The organism is Paracoccus sigandri (assembly GCF_003709565.1).
Lineage (GTDB): Bacteria > Pseudomonadota > Alphaproteobacteria > Rhodobacterales > Rhodobacteraceae > Paracoccus > Paracoccus siganidrum.
This window is the reverse complement of the sequence record NZ_QNRC01000041.1, coordinates 1-14,458: the sequence shown is the minus strand read 5'-3', so window position 1 is coordinate 14,458 and position 14,458 is coordinate 1. Positions and strand designations below refer to the sequence as shown.

Sequence of the window (14,458 nt, the reverse complement as noted above, 5' to 3'; positions counted from 1 at the left end):
TCAACGGGAAACCTCATGCCCTTCATCGAAGTCACCGACGCGGGTCCAGCCCATGAAATACGGGAACTTGCGACCAGAACCATGACCGATGGTCTGTGCCAAGCCTTCTCGATCAAGCCCGAAATCGTCACCTGCTATTATAATTCGGCCGGCAACTATTCTTACGGCCATGCAGGAAAGCACGGCAAAGATGCTGAAACATTCCGCATCTTCATAAAAGTCCATGCCTTCCCGCGCAGTGCCGCCGCGAAGGGCCGGGCCGCCGGGCTGATCACGGAAGCCGTAACCCGGGCCTACGGTATCAAACCTAGGAACGTCATCATCTACTTCATGGACCGCGCCCCGGAAGACGCGTTCCACGCCGGCCTCCCGTCGATCTGACCGGTTTGCAGGAAGATCAACAATCACGGAAAGGAGATAATTTTGGATCAGTTCCTGGATGACGAGCAACAGATGGTGCGGGACACGGCCCGCCGGTTCTCGGACGAGGTCGTGGCCCCCGCCGCCGCCCGAATCGACCGCGAGAACGTCTTTCCCCACGACATCTACCTGACGCTGGCCAAACTGGGCCTGTTCGGCGTCGCCCTGCCCGAGGAAGCCGGCGGCGCCGGAATGGACGCCGTGACCGCCTGCATCGCCATGGAGGAAATCGCGCGCGGCTCGGGCGCGGTCGGCAATGCCTTCGCCATCCCGGTCGAGGCGGCGCTGTTCCTGCACCACCACGGCAGCGACCGGCACAAGGCGCTGATTCCCGGCATCCTAGACGGCAGCGTGATCCCCGCGACCGCCGTAACCGAGGCCGATCACGGCTCGGACGTGGCCAGCATGACGACCACCGCCCGACGCGAGGGCGACGAATACGTGATCAAGGGCGCGAAGGCCTGGGTCACCTTCGGGCAGGTGGCCGACGTGATCATGGTCTTCGCCAAGACCGATCCGCAGGCGGGGCACAAGGGGATCTCGTGCATTCTGGTCGAGACGGACTGCGCGGGCGTCCATCGCGGCAAATCCGAGCAATTGCTGGGGATGCACGGGTTGGCCGAATGCATGATTTCCTTCGACGATGCGCGCGTGCCGGCCGGCAACCTGATCGGGCCGGAAAACGGCGCCTTCAAGATGGCGATGGAGAATTTCAACTTCTCTCGCCTGATGATGTCCTCGATGGCGCTTGGCATGGCGCAGGCCGCGATGGAGGACGCCATCGCCTATGCCCATGACCGCAAGCAGTTCGGCAAGCCGATCTTCGAGTTCCAGGCGATCCAATTCATGATCGCCGACATGGCCAAGGACATCGCCGCCGCCCGCCTGCTGATCCGTCACGCGGCGCAGCTTTACGACCACGGCCAGCCCATCGCGCTGGAGGCCGCGCAGGCCAAGCTGTTCACCACCGACATGGCACAGGTCCATATCTCGAATGCGCTGCAAATTCATGGCGGAAACGGCTATTCTCGGGAATTCCGGGTCGAGCGGCTTTTCCGCGATGTGCGGCTGAGCCAGATCTATGAAGGAACCAACCAGATCCAGCGCATGATCATCGCGCGGCAAGTCGAGAAGAGATACACATGAGCCTGTTCTACGAGGATATCCGGATCGGCGAGCGTTTCACGACGCCCCGGCACCGGATCACCGAGGCCGATATCGGCGCATTCTGCCGCCTGACGCGCGATCACCATCCGCTGCACACCGATGCCGACTATGCCCGTGAGGCCGGTTTTCCGGGCATCATCGCGCATGGGCTTTATGGCCTTGCGCTGATGGAGGGGCTGAAGACGGAGCTGCATCTTTACGACGAAAGCTCGATCGCGTCGCTGGGGTGGGACAAGGTGCGCTTCCTTAAGCCCCTGCTCGCGGGCGATGAGGTTCACGTTCAGATGGATTTCACCGCCAGGCGCGAAAGCAAGGGGCGCGGCGTCGTGACCGAGGCCGTGCGCCTGCTGCGCGGCGACGAAGTGGTGATCGATGCCGAGCATGTCTCGCTGATCCGCATGCGGGGCTGACCATGGCCAGGCCGCTGGACATCGTCTCGAACTCAGCCGACCAGGCCACCCGCCTGATCCGCGAAGCGATCCTGTCCGGCCGGATCGGGCCGGGCGAACGGCTGAAGATCGCCGATCTCGCCCGGCAATTTGGCCTGTCCACCATGCCGCTGCGCGAAGCGCTGAGAAAGCTGGAGGGAGAAGGGCTGGTCCAGATCGAGCCGAACCGGGGCGCCACGGTTCGCAAGCTGGACCGCGCCTATATCACCGACCTATTCGAGCTGAACACCGACCTGCGCATCTGCGCCGTCAAACGCGGCATGGCCCGGCTGACGCTGGAGCGCATCCGAGCGCTGGAGGCACTGGCGCAGCAATATCGCGACCACCTCGACCGCGGCGAGGATCTGGAGGCCATCAAGATCAACCGCGACTTCAACGCCAAGCTGGTCGAATATGGCGGCAACCGCGAGGCTTTGCGGGTCTTCCTGCGCGGCTGGGACATCATCTTCGCCTTCCGGCGTGGCTATGGCTACGGCACCGGCCGCCGCCGCGTCATGGCCGAGGAGATGCAGCTGCTGATCGACGCGCTGCGCCGCCACGACGGCGTGGCGGCCGAGGCGATACTGCGGATGCAGAACGCCGCGATGATGGAGGACCTGGTCTCGCGCATCGTACCCGAAGACTAGCCGTCGATGCCTTGATCGCCCGCACCCTGGTCGAACGCCTCGCTGAAACCCCGATCGACATAGGCACCGTCGGTCGGGGCGCCCGTCACCTTGCCTGCCGCCATGATCGTGCGTCCGCGCAGGATGGTGCGGGCTGGCCAGCCAGTCACTTCCAGCCCCTCATAGGGCGTGTAATCGCAGTCGTGATGCAGCAGCGACTGGCTGATCGTGACCTTCCGCGCCGGGTCCCACAGCACCAGGTCGGCATCCGAACCGATGGCGATGGTGCCCTTGCGCGGATAGATCCCGAACAGCCGCGCGGGGTTGGTCGCGGTCAGGGCGACGAACCGCTCGGCGCTGATCCGGCCCTTGGCGATGCCTTCCGAAAACAGGATCGGCAGGCGCGTCTCGACCCCCGGAATCCCGTTCGGCACCCAGCGGAACGAGGTCCGCGCGCCCTCGACCGACTTGCCCTGCGGATCCTCGAAGCGGAACGGGCAATGGTCGGACGAGAAGATGTCGAAGGTGCCGTCGCGCAGCCCCTCCCAGATCGCCTGCTGGCTGGCCAGGTCGCGCGGGGGCGGCGAGCAGACATATTTCGCCCCCTCGAAATCCATGTTCAGCCCCTTCAGGTGATCGCGGGTCAGGACGATGTATTGCGGGCAGGTTTCGGCATAGAGCTTGCGCCCGCGCCGCTTGGCCCACTGGATCTGCTCCATCGCCTCGCGCCCCGAGACGTGGACGATGGTGATCGGCACATCGGTCAGTTCGGCATGGCTCAGCGCGCGATGGGTGGCTTCGCGCTCGGCGATCTCGGGATGGCTGGCGGCGTGGTAATAGGGGGCGGTCCTGCCCGCGTCCTCCAGCCGGCGGGTCATGTAGCGGATGGCATCGTGGCCCTCGGCATGGACCATGACCATCGCCTTCTCGCGCCGCGCCACGTCGAAGACCTCCAGCAGCTCGGCATCGTTCAGCACCAGGTCGTCATAGGTCATGAAGACCTTGAACGAGCTGTAGCCCGCCTTGACCAGCGCCGGCAGCTCCTGCCCCAGCACCTGCGGCGTGGGATCGGTGATGATGATGTGGAACGAGCAATCGACATGGCACTTGCCGCGCGCCGCGGCGTGATAGGCATCGACGACCTCGCGCAGCGACTGGCCCTTCTGTTGCAGCGCGAAGGGCATCACGGTCGTGGTGCCCCCCGCCGCCGCCGAGCGGGTGCCGCTTTCGAAACCGTCCGCCATGACGATGCCCGGCCCCTGCGGCTGTTCCAGATGCACATGCGCGTCGATGCCGCCGGGCATGACCCAGAGCCCGGTCGCGTCGATCTGCTCGACCGCGGGGCCGACATCCTCGGCGATGGCGGTGATGCGCCCGTCCCTGATGCCGATCTGGGCGGTAAAGCGGTCCCCCGCCGTGATGATCGTCGCATTGCGTATGGCGGTATCCAGCATGGCTTCTCCTTTTTTGCGCAAGGCGGCGCCCCCGCCTGTGGCGCCGTGCCCCTTATTCCGTCATCGCCTTCAGAAGCGCCTGTTGGCCAGGGGTGGTCAGCTGGCTTTCATAGAGCGCTTCGGACAGGGCGCGGAACGGCGCGGAGTCGGGCCGGGTGACGGTCGCGCCAAGCTCGGCGAACTTGTCGAGCAGCGGCTGTTCCTGTTCCTCGACATAGCCTCGCTGCCACGCGGCGGCCTCGCGCCCCGATTCCATCAGCGCAGCCTGGATGTTCGGAGGCAGCGCGTCGAAAGCCGCCTTCTGCATGATCACCGGCGCGATCATGTTCAGCCAGCCGACCAGCGCGAAATCGGGGGCGACCTCGTAGAACCTCATGCCGTCATAGGCGGACGAGGCCCCCTCGGCCCCATCGACGACGCCGGACTGCAAGGCGCCGTAAAGCTCGTTATAGGACATGGGCGTGGGGTTCGCGCCGTAAGCCCGCCAGGCCTCGACATGGACGGGGTTCTGCATGGTGCGGATCTTCATGCCCGCCAGGTCCTCGATCGCCTCGACCGGCTTCTTGGTCATCAGGTGCCGGATGCCCGAGGAATAGACGCCCAGAAGCTGGAAGCCCCCGGCATTGGCCGATGCCTGCATCATGTCCCAGTTCTCATCGACTCTTTCGCCCAGTCCCTCGATGGTCGGGAACAGGAAGGGCATGTCGAAGATCTTGAAATCCTCGACATAATTCGACAGCATCGAGTTCGAAGGCATCGACATGTCGACGCTGCCCAGCAGCACGCCCTCGATCGACTGGGCCTCGTCGCCAAGCTGGCCGCCGGGATAGATCTCCAGCGTGGCCGCACCGTCGGTCTTGGCCTCCAGCAGCTCCTTCATCTTCTGCAGGCCCTCGTCCTGGATCTCGCCGGCGGCATTGGTATGGCCGACCTTGAAGACATGTTCCTGCGCCGCGACCGGGGCCGCGACGGCGGCAAGCAGCGCGAAAGAGGCGAGTATCGTTTTCGACATGAAGGTTTTCCCCGTTGATATGGTTAGCGAACCAGCGCGTCCGGCAGCCAAAGCGAGATGGCCGGGATATAGGTGACAAGCAGCAGCACGATCAGCATGGTGCCGAAGGGCAGCCAGACCTGGCGGCTGACTTGCTCGATGCGTCGCCCCGCCACGCTGGCGGCGACATAGAGGCAGATGCCGTAAGGCGGCGTGATCAGACCGATGGACAGGTTCAGCGACACGACGATGCCGAAATGCACCGGGTCGATGTCGAAGCTCTGCGCGATGGGCGTCAGGATCGGCAGCAGGATCAGCACGGCGGAGATGCTCTCCATGAACATGCCGACGAACAGCAGCAGCAGGTTCACGATCAGCAGGAACAGCCAGGGGCTCTGGGTCAGGCCGGTCAGCCAGTCCCGCAGCATCGCGGGCAGGCCGGTCGTCGCGATGACCCAGGTGAAGACGCTGGCGATCGCGACAATGATTAGGACTGTGGCCGACAGACTGATCGCGCGCAGCATGATACGCGGCAGGTCGCGCAGCTTGATCTCGCGATAGATCAGCATGGTGATGGCCAGCGTGGCGAACAGCGCGATGCAGGCGGCCTCCGTCGCGGTAAAGACGCCGCCGACGATGCCGCCGATCACGATCAGCGGGATCAGCAGGCCCGGCCCCGCGTCCAGGAAGCCGCGCCATAGGCGCGCCAGCGTGAAAGTCTGCGCGTCGCGATAGATCTCGCCCCGGCGGCGGCAATAGAGCCAGCAGCCGATCATCAGGAAGGCCATGACCATCAAGCCGGGCACGACCCCGCCCAGGAACATCGCCCCGATGGACTGGTTCGAGGTGATGGCGATGACGATCATCACGATCGAGGGCGGGATGATCGAGGCCAGCGCCCCCGAGGCCGCGATGACCGCCGCCGCCATGTCGATATTATAGCGCCGCTTCTTCATCTCGGGCACCATGACGGCGCTGATCGCGGCCGTGTCGGCGGAACCCGAGCCCGAGATCGCCGCAAGCCCCGTCCCGGTCACGATGGCGACCATGTAGAGACTGCCGGTGATCCAGCCGACCAGGGCCTCGGCCAGGGCGACGAAGCGGCGGGCGATGCCGCCGGCCTCCATCAGCAGCCCGGCGGCAACGAAGAAGGGGATTGCCATTAGCGTGAACGAGTTGATCCCGCCATAGACCCGCTGCGCGACGATGGAAATGGGCGCATTCGTCGTCAGCTCGATCGCGATCAGGCCGGCGATGCCCAGGGCCAGGACAATGGGAATGCCCGATATCAGCAGCAGCAGGAAACCGGAAAGCGCAATGGCCACGATCAATTCTCCTCTGTCCTGGTGGCGCCGGGACGCAGCACGCGCGGCAGGGTCGAAAGGGCGAATTCCAGCAGGAAATAGCCAAAGCCCACCGGCAGTGCGGCATAGGGGATGGCCATGGGCAGGCGCAGGGCGGGCGATTTCACCATCATCCCGATGGACAGCATCGACAGCGACCCTACGATGACCACGCCCAGAAACCAGACCCCCAGCAGGAAGGCCGCGCCGTTCACCACCCGCTGCACGGCAAGCGGCGCCTTCAGGATCAGGAAATCCACCCCGACATGCTGGTTGTAGCGCATCGCCACCCCCGCCCCCAGCAGAGTCAGCCAGACCTGCGCGAATGTCGCGGTCTCCTCGCTCCAGGCGATCGAGTAGTTGAAGAAATAGCGCCCCACCACCTGCGCCAGGATCGCGCAGGCCATATAGGCCAGCAGGGCCAGCACGGCGACGTCCGCGACCCGGCGCAGCAGGCGCAGGGCATGGCATCCCGCGCGGATCAGCGGATGGGCCGCGCCGCCGGGCGGGCTTGTTTCGGTGACTGACGGATAAGGCATCAGGTAGACTCCCTTGGACCTGTCGGGTGGCGGCGCATTCACGCTCGTTGGATGGGAACAGGTTATAGGGAAACGGGGCGTCCAGAAGGCGGCCAACTATAAAGAATCTGATAGTCAGTATTTATTGCGTCGATCCGGCAAATATTCCCGGGGTTTTCATGGCAAGCTTCGGGCATCGAGTCAGAGGATTGGACGGCCCATGAACAGCAGCCCCGAAAACAGGCAGGATGCGAAAACCCCAGCCCGGCGGATCGGCCTTGCCCTCTGCCTTCTGGGCCGGGCCGAGGCGGTGATTCTGGCGCGCGGCGCCGGGTTCGACCTTGTGATCGTGGACATGGAGCATGGCCCGCTTGGGCTGGCCGCGCTTGGCCAGGTGGCGGCGGCGGGGCTGGCGGCGGGCTTTCCCGTCTGGGGGCGGGTCGGCGGGCCCGGCTCGGGCGATCTGGCGCGGGTGCTGGATTGCGGCGCGGCCGGGCTGATCGTGCCCCATGTGGACAGCGAGGCCGATGCCCGCCGAATCGTCCGGGCCTGCCGCTTCGCGCCCTTGGGCGCCCGCAGCATTCCCGGCCCGATTCCGGGGCTGGGCTATGCGGTGCTGCCCGCCCGGGACCTCTGCGCCGCCGCCGGGCGCTGCGCAACCATTGCCGCGATGATCGAAAGCGCCGAGGGACTGGATGCGGTGGAAACCATCGCCGCCGTCGAGGGGCTGGACATGCTGGTGATCGGCACGAACGACTTGGCCGATGATCTTGGGCTTCGCGGCCAGCCGGATCACCCGGAGGTGCGGACCGCCTTCCGCCGGATCGCGCAGGCCGCCGCCGATCATGGCAAGGGCTTCGGCGTCATGGGCCTGCCGCCGCAGCTGATCGAGACCCATGCGCAGGATGCCGGCCTGATCGTCGCCACCAACGACACCAACCTGCTAGTCGAAGGCGGCGGCGCGCTGGTGGCGGCCCTGCGCGGCTAGGGAAGCGAGGCGGCATGCATTTCGTCCAGCTGGGTCGTCACCTGGTCCGAGAAAGCCTTGATGAAGCGGCGGGTCTGGCGCGACAGCGTCTTGGTCTTCAGCGTCGCCGCGACCAGGTTGAAGCGCAGCTTCGACTGGAAGGGCCGCACGGTCAGGCCCGGCCGCAGCGCGACATGGGCCGACAACTCGTCCACCACCGCAACGCCCCACCCCTCGCCCACGATGCGCGAGGCGGCGTTCATGAAGCGCGTCTCGATCGAGGGGCGATAGTCCATGCCGCATTCGTGGAAGCTGTCGGCGATCATCATGCCCACCCGGTTCGCAAGGCGCGGCCCGACAAGCGGCTGGCCGTCCAGGTCCCTGGGGGTCACGCTGTCCAGCCGCGCCAGCGGGCTGTCGGTCGGACAGATGCAGACGGCGCGCAATTCCGCCACCGGCTGGAAATCCAGCGCCTGGCGGTCATAGGCCGAGATGAAGAAGGCCACATCCGCCAGCCCGTTCTCGACCACCTGCAACACGCTTTCCAGCGGGCGGGTCTCCAGCGAGATCTGGATCTGCGGATATTGCCGCGCATATCCGGCGATGACGCGGGGCAACACAGCCTCGCTGATCTCGGCGGTCGAGGCGATGCGCACCCGCCCGATCCGTCCCATCCGCAGGTCGGCCGCGCGCTGGTTCACCGCGTCGCGCAGCATGAACAGCGGCTCGGATTCCTCAAGCAGGATCAACGTCTCCTCGGTGGGCACAAGCCGGTTCGACTGGCGCTCGAACAGCGGAAAGCCCAGCACGGTCTCGACATGCCGGATCGTGTTCGAGATCGAGGGCTGCGACATGCCCAGCTGTTCCGCCGCGCCGACCGTGGTGCGGAACTGCACGACGGCGCGCAGGATCTCCAGCTGTCGCAGGTTGAGCATGTCGTGCAAGCACCCCCGTCAAAGGCCGACCGCGCCCCGCGTCAGGCGGATCCGGTGAAAGTTCCGAACCTTGTCCGTAAAAGGCCCGAAGCCCTTGATAGCGTTGAACTGTGGCGTTTCATAGGCCTCAGGGCCAGTGATGGTGTAGATCGCCACATGCTGCGGGCCGCCTTCCAGGCATTTCTCGCGCCGGGCGTCCAGCCAGCCCGGACAAGCCAGGATATCCGGCAAATGCACGTTTTCATACCAGTGGTCGAAAGCGGCCTCGTGTTCGGGGTCGATATCGACGAAGACGATATGGGTCTGCAATCCGGTCACGGCTGAAGCTCCAGGCAGGGGCGCAGCGCGGCCATCAGGGCGGCGCGTTCCTCGGGGTGGACGGGCGGCGTCGGCGCGCGGCAGGTATCGCGCGGGATGCGGCCAAGCTCGGCCAGGCAGGCCTTCAACCGGGCGGCGGCCATATGGCCGGGCGCGGCATAGACCAGCCGGGCGAAGTCAAACAGCGCGGCATGGATCGCCAGCGCGCGCGGGTGGTCGCCCGCGCGCACCGCGCGGTCCAGCGCGACGATCAGCCCCGGCAGGACGGCGGCAAGGCTGACCGCGCTGCCGTCGCTGCCGATACAGAAGCAAGCATAAAGGTGTTCGTCGCCCGACGCCATGACGGCCACGTCTGGCCTGACTTCGCGCGCGATGCGGCGCGTGACCTCGTAGGCGCGGGTTTCCCAGCTGCCTTCCTTGATGCCGGCGACGCTTTCGATCTGCAACAATTCGCGCAGCACCTCGGGCGCATAGGCCAGCCGGAATGAGCCGACCGAGCCCTGGAACAGATAGACCGGCCCCGCCGCGGCCTCGGCGATGCCGCGGTGATGGGCAATGATCGCGCGTGGATCGGCTCCAAGCGCCCATGAAAACGGGGCGAAGACCATGATCGCATCAGCCCCCGCCGCGAGTGCCGCCTGCGCATCGTCCCCCGCTTGCACGGTCGATTCCGCGCTGACGGCGGCAAGGATGCGGGCATCCGGGGCGGTCTGGCGGGCGGTGCGGACCACCTGCACCTGTTCGTCGCGCGACATGAACACACCCTCGCCCGCATGGCCGTTCAGCAGCAACCCGTCCAGCCCCTCGGTCGCCATGACGCCGGCGACATGCGCCGACAGCGCCTCCGGATCCAACGCGCCATCAGGCGTCATCGGGCAGATCGTCGCCGCATAAAGACCGCCGTTCACCACAGCACCCCGGCCTCGGCCAGCGCCTTGTGGACGCCTTCCACGATCTCGGGCGGTTGCGGCAGCAGCGGCAGGCGCGGAGCCGAGTTCCCGATGATCCCCATCAGCCGCAGCCCATCCTTCATGCGGGTATGCATGTCCACGACCGGCGCGGGTCCATAGATCGCGCGCACGACGGGATAAAGCCGCTCGTTCGCCTCGCGCATCCGCGCAAGGTCCATGTCCTGCGAGGCCCGCCACAGATCGGCCAGCAGCCCCGGTACAAGGCTTGCCAGCCCCGACAGGATGCCGTCGCCGCCAAGCGCCACCTGCGCGAAGAACCAGTGGAAGTTCGAGGGCAGCATCGCCACATCCGGCGCGGCGGCCTTCACCGCGCGGCGGTTCTCGTCATAGGCCAGCAGCGTCGCCGAGCCCTCCTTGATCGCGACGACCTGCGGGATTTGCGCGATCCGGGCCAGCACCGGGGTCGAGAAGCCGAAGCCCGAAGCGATGGGGAACTGGAAGACCGACAGCGGCATCCGAAGTTCGTCCCCGAGCTTCTCGATGAACTGCACCCCGGCCCAGGTATTGGCATTGCCGCCGCCAAGCGCCTCGGCCGGGAAGATCACGGCGACGTCGGCGCCCGCCTCGCGCGCGGCCTCGGCCTGCGCGATGACGTCGGGATAGCCGGTCGGCACGACGCCCGCCATCAGGATGCGGTCCTTGCCGATATGGTCGCGGGTGCGGCGGATCACCTCGGCCCGCTCGGCGGGGGTCAGCGCCGTCGCCTCGCCCGCATGGCCGTTGACGAAGACGCAGTCGGTCGTGTCGGGGCGGGCGCAATGATCCAGCACGGCCTCGTAGCCGGGCCAGTCGATGCTGCCGTCCTCGTGAAACGGCAGCACGGTCGCGACGGTGATGCCGCCAAGATCCTTGCCGGTAATCATGTGGTTACCCTCTTTCTAGGAAATTTCAGCGTGGCGTCGGCCTTCAGCACCTCGACGCCGTCTTCGTTGCGGGCGCTGGCCTGCCAGTCCACGGTGCGGTTCCCGGCGTCGATGGCCGAGATCCAGATGTCGAATGTCAGCGTGTCGCCATAGCGGACCGCGCCGGTAAACCAGAAGCAGTCGCGGACCGAGACGCCCACGGTCCCCACCAGTTCCGCCGTCAGGACCGAGGTGCAGATGCCCGCGACCAGGATGCCGGGCGCCAGCCTTTCGCCGAAGCGCGTGGTCGCGGCATAGCCCTGATCCACATGCACCGGCCCGAAATCGCCGGTCGCGGCGATATACATGGCGCCGTCGGCCTCGGTCACGGTCTTGGTCACCGAGACGCGGTCGCCCACCGCCAGTTCGTCGATATTGCGGATGTCATACATCGCCGGACACCAGCGGGACCAGTTGCGCCCTACCCGCGATGACCTGTTGGCCGTCCACCTCGGCGCTGAGGTCGAACAGGATGCCATCCGCGCCGCTCTCGGCCACGGTCACTGTCGCGGCAAGCGAGGTGCCGACCGGCAGGGCGCGCGCGAATTGCGTCTCGATCCGCCCCAGCCGGAATCCCGGCCCGGCAATGCGCCCGAAGGCGGTCGAGAACAGCCCCGCCGCCGCCAGTTCGAAGACCAGCATGTCGGGCTGCCCCTGCGCGCGGGCGAAGGCGCGGTCCACATGAGCGCGGCCCATATTGCCGGTGATGCCGGTGAAGAAGCCCTGCTCGGCCACGGTCATCGTCTTGCGGAAGGTCATCGACTGACCGATCCGGGGAAGCTCGTTCATGGGATTTTCCTTCAAAGGGTCAGGCCGTTCTTGATGACCGAGCGCGCGATCAGCATCCGATGCACCTCGGAGGTGCCGTCATAGATCCGCGTCACGCGGGCATCGCGATAGATGCGTTCCAGCGGCAATTCCCTGGTAAAGCCGTAGCCGCCGAAGACCTGGATGCCGCGATCCGCGACCCGGCCCAGCATTTCCGAGGCCATGACCTTGACCATCGAGACCTTGTCGCGCGGGTCCATGCCCTGATCGACCTCCCACGCGGTGTTCAGCACCATCATCCGGGTCGCGAAGATTTCCATCGCGCTGTCGGCGATCATCTGCTGGACCATCTGGAAATCGCCTATGGGCTGGCCGAATTGCCGCCGGGTCGCGGCGTGCTGGCGCATCATCTCGACCACGCGGCTGGCCATGCCCACGGCCCGCGCGCCGATATGGCCCAGGCGGATGCCGCCCACATTGGCCATCATCACGCGGAAGCCCTCGCCCACCGGGCCAAGGACGTTCCCGCGCGGGACGCGGACGTCGTCGAAGGTCATCTCGGCATGGCCATAGCCGCGATGGCCCATCATCGGCTGGTTGCGCGTCACCGTGAATCCGGGCCTGCCCTTGTCGACGATCAGCAGGCTGATGCCGCCGCGCGCGCGCTTCTCGGCATCGGTCACCGCCATGACGATGACGTAATCGGCGATATCCCCGTCCGAGATGAAATGCTTGGTGCCGTTCAGCACCCATTCGTCGCCCTCCAGCCTCGCATGGGTCTTGATCGCCGCCGCGTCCGATCCGGCGCCCGGCTCGGTGATCGCCATGGCGCAGATCTTGTCGCCCTTCACGGTCGGATACAGGTATTCGTCGCGCAGCGGGCCCTCAAGGCGCTCCAGCATCGGATAGACCTGCCCGAAGATGCGCCGGATCAGCGCGTCCGAGGTCTGACCAAGCTGTTCCTCGACCAGGCACATGTCCAGCACGCCCAAGCCCCCGCCGCCGGCCTCTTCGGACATGTTCAGCGCATAGAAGCCAAGGGCCTGCGCCTCGGCCTTGACGGCAGCCAGCTTCTGGGGGGGGATGCGGGCGGCTTCCTCTGTCTCCTGCTCAAGCGGCTGGACCTTTTCGCGGATGAAGCGGGCGACCGCCTCGGTCACCATCTTCATTTCGTCGGAAATCGTGAAATCCATCTCAGCCCCGCATCTTGTCGGTCTGCGCGACAGCGCCGCCCGCGATCAGCGCGTCGATTTCCTGCGCGCTGAACCCGGCCTCGGCCAGAACCTCGCGCGTCTGCCCGCCCAGGGGCTGCGGCGTCAGCCGCACCGGCGGCGGCGCGCCGTCATAGCGGATCGGATGCGCCAGCATGGTCATGGGCGAGCCGCCCTGCGTCTGCGCGTCGATGAAGGCGCCCAGGTGCCGGACCTGCGGATTGTCGCGCAGGCTGTCGTAATCGCGCACCAATTCGTGCCAGACACCGGCCCCGGCCAGCCGTTCCAACGCCTGATCCGCCGTCAGCGCGGCCATGCCCTGCGCCACCATCGCCGAAATCTCGGCCCGCCTGTCGAAGCCATCCTTTTCGGTGAAATCCGCAAGCTGCGGCAGGTCCAGCGCCTGCGCCAGATCGGCGGGCTTGGACATCGAGATCATCACATGCCCGTCCTGCACCGCATAGATCCCGTAGGGCGCGGGGCTGAACCAGTTGGCCATGCCCGCCTGCCCGCGCGGCCCGGCGCGATCCGCGCCGTTCATCCATGCGGTGATGGATTCGCCCTGCAAATCCAGCGCGGCTTGCAGCATGTTGACCTCGACTCGCTTGCCCTGGCCGGTGCGCTCGCGCTCGAACAGGGCGGCAAGGATGCCCGCGACGGTCAGCACGGCGGCGTGGTGGTCGATGGGCACGGTGCCGATGGCGATCGGGCCGGTCTCCATGCTGCCGGTATGCGCGGCAAGGCCCGACATGGCCTGCAACAGCACGTCCTGGCCGGGGCGGGTGCTATAGGGGCCATCCCCCCCATAGCCCGTCGTCGCGGCATAGATCAGGCGAGGATTGACCTTGCGCATCTCGGCTTCGGATAGGCCCAGCTTGTCCAGCGTGCCGGGGCGGAAATTCTCCATCACCACGTCGGCCCGCTCCAGCAGCCGGCGCACCACGGCCAGCCCCTCGGGCGATTTCAGGTCGACCGCGACCGAGCGCTTGTTGCGCCCCGTGGTCATGTGGTTGACGCTAGTATCGTCCACGAAACGGTTGCCCACTGCCCAGTTGCGCTGGAAGGCCCCGTTCAACGGCTCGATGGCGATGACATCGGCGCCGATATCACCCAGGAACTGCGCCGCTGCCGGTCCCGACAGAAAATGATTGAAGCTGAGAACCGTAACTCCGTTCAAGGCACCCATGTCATTCCCCTGTTGATCTGTTTGCGACAGGTTACGTCAAAGATCGGGCAAGCGAGAATATAGGCAGCTATGATAATATGGCAGCAGACTATTTGTTGAGAAATTAGACGCAGGGCGTAACCGACGGGCGCTGTTGCGCAAATCAGCTGATGACCGCACTTTCCCATTCCCCGGACACACTTATCCTGCGGCCACGGTCATCGGGATACCGAGCGCCGTGAAGCGGTTGAGGACCGCCGCGCGGATTTGGACC

General features: G+C 66.1%; 17 protein-coding genes. 5 read left to right on the top strand and 12 right to left on the bottom strand.

Annotated features, from left to right (window positions below; genetic code table 11):
• Positions 1–15 precede the first annotated feature (15 nt).
• From C9E82_RS21485 to C9E82_RS21470, 4 genes are read left to right on the top strand one after another with little or no spacing between them, the layout of a single operon-like run.
• Positions 16–381, top strand: coding sequence for a tautomerase family protein (locus C9E82_RS21485; RefSeq protein WP_119899949.1), 366 nt, complete (start codon positions 16–18; stop codon positions 379–381).
• A 42-nt stretch (positions 382–423) separates the two neighbouring features.
• On the top strand, positions 424–1,566 hold the full coding sequence (locus C9E82_RS21480; protein ID WP_119899951.1) for an acyl-CoA dehydrogenase family protein: 1,143 nt from the start codon (positions 424–426) through the stop codon (positions 1,564–1,566).
• On the top strand, positions 1,563–1,997 hold the full coding sequence (locus C9E82_RS21475) for a MaoC family dehydratase (RefSeq protein ID WP_119899953.1): 435 nt from the start codon (positions 1,563–1,565) through the stop codon (positions 1,995–1,997). Before C9E82_RS21480 ends, C9E82_RS21475 begins: the two co-directional genes overlap by 4 nt.
• 2 nt (positions 1,998–1,999) lie before the next feature.
• On the top strand, positions 2,000–2,662 hold the full coding sequence (locus C9E82_RS21470; protein WP_119899955.1) for a GntR family transcriptional regulator: 663 nt from the start codon (positions 2,000–2,002) through the stop codon (positions 2,660–2,662).
• Here the strand turns inward: C9E82_RS21470 and hydA are convergent.
• From hydA to C9E82_RS21450, 4 genes are read right to left on the bottom strand one after another with little or no spacing between them, the layout of a single operon-like run.
• A complete protein-coding gene (gene hydA / locus C9E82_RS21465; RefSeq protein ID WP_276312122.1) occupies positions 2,659–4,116 on the bottom strand; it encodes a dihydropyrimidinase in 1,458 nt (485 codons plus the stop codon). The two genes, C9E82_RS21470 and hydA, sit on opposite strands and share 4 nt — an antisense overlap.
• A 31-nt stretch (positions 4,117–4,147) precedes the next feature.
• On the bottom strand, positions 4,148–5,107 hold the full coding sequence (locus C9E82_RS21460) for a TRAP transporter substrate-binding protein (protein WP_119899959.1): 960 nt from the start codon (positions 5,105–5,107) through the stop codon (positions 4,148–4,150).
• Between the two features lie 23 nt (positions 5,108–5,130).
• Positions 5,131–6,411 carry a TRAP transporter large permease gene (locus C9E82_RS21455; protein WP_119899967.1) on the bottom strand — a complete coding sequence of 427 codons (1,281 nt, stop codon included), beginning with the start codon at positions 6,409–6,411 and terminating at the stop codon, positions 5,131–5,133.
• A 2-nt stretch (positions 6,412–6,413) separates the two neighbouring features.
• Positions 6,414–6,968, bottom strand: a complete 555-nt coding sequence (locus C9E82_RS21450; RefSeq protein WP_119899961.1) for a TRAP transporter small permease — start codon at positions 6,966–6,968, stop codon at positions 6,414–6,416.
• Positions 6,969–7,167: 199 nt separating this feature from the next.
• Between C9E82_RS21450 and C9E82_RS21445 the strand changes: the two genes are divergently transcribed.
• On the top strand, positions 7,168–7,935 hold the full coding sequence (locus tag C9E82_RS21445) for an HpcH/HpaI aldolase family protein (RefSeq protein ID WP_244936054.1): 768 nt from the start codon (positions 7,168–7,170) through the stop codon (positions 7,933–7,935).
• Here the strand turns inward: C9E82_RS21445 and C9E82_RS21440 are convergent.
• Genes C9E82_RS21440 through C9E82_RS21405 form a run of 8 tightly spaced genes read right to left on the bottom strand, consistent with a single transcriptional unit; the run spans position 7,932 to position 14,205 of the window.
• Complete coding sequence (locus tag C9E82_RS21440) at positions 7,932–8,849, bottom strand: LysR family transcriptional regulator (protein ID WP_119900973.1); 918 nt, start codon at positions 8,847–8,849, stop codon at positions 7,932–7,934. The two genes, C9E82_RS21445 and C9E82_RS21440, sit on opposite strands and share 4 nt — an antisense overlap.
• An 18-nt stretch (positions 8,850–8,867) precedes the next feature.
• A complete protein-coding gene (locus C9E82_RS21435; RefSeq protein WP_119900974.1) occupies positions 8,868–9,167 on the bottom strand; it encodes an EthD domain-containing protein in 300 nt (99 codons plus the stop codon).
• Positions 9,164–10,075 (bottom strand): dihydrodipicolinate synthase family protein, encoded by a 912-nt coding sequence (locus C9E82_RS21430; protein ID WP_240643702.1) that lies wholly within the window; start codon positions 10,073–10,075, stop codon positions 9,164–9,166. The genes C9E82_RS21435 and C9E82_RS21430 overlap by 4 nt, the downstream gene beginning before the upstream one ends.
• Complete coding sequence (locus C9E82_RS21425; RefSeq protein ID WP_119900975.1) at positions 10,072–11,001, bottom strand: dihydrodipicolinate synthase family protein; 930 nt, start codon at positions 10,999–11,001, stop codon at positions 10,072–10,074. Before C9E82_RS21425 ends, C9E82_RS21430 begins: the two co-directional genes overlap by 4 nt.
• The gene (locus C9E82_RS21420) at positions 10,998–11,432 is read right to left on the bottom strand and encodes a MaoC family dehydratase (protein WP_119900976.1); all 435 of its coding nucleotides are present in this window, start codon (positions 11,430–11,432) and stop codon (positions 10,998–11,000) included. The genes C9E82_RS21425 and C9E82_RS21420 overlap by 4 nt, the downstream gene beginning before the upstream one ends.
• Positions 11,425–11,829: a hotdog family protein gene (locus tag C9E82_RS21415; RefSeq protein WP_119900977.1), complete on the bottom strand. Its 405-nt coding sequence runs from the start codon at positions 11,827–11,829 to the stop codon at positions 11,425–11,427. The genes C9E82_RS21420 and C9E82_RS21415 overlap by 8 nt, the downstream gene beginning before the upstream one ends.
• 11 nt (positions 11,830–11,840) lie before the next feature.
• Positions 11,841–12,977, bottom strand: a complete 1,137-nt coding sequence (locus tag C9E82_RS21410; protein ID WP_244936053.1) for an acyl-CoA dehydrogenase family protein — start codon at positions 12,975–12,977, stop codon at positions 11,841–11,843.
• Positions 12,978–13,002: 25 nt separating this feature from the next.
• Positions 13,003–14,205, bottom strand: a complete 1,203-nt coding sequence (locus tag C9E82_RS21405; RefSeq protein WP_119900979.1) for a CaiB/BaiF CoA transferase family protein — start codon at positions 14,203–14,205, stop codon at positions 13,003–13,005.
• Positions 14,206–14,458 lie beyond the last annotated feature (253 nt).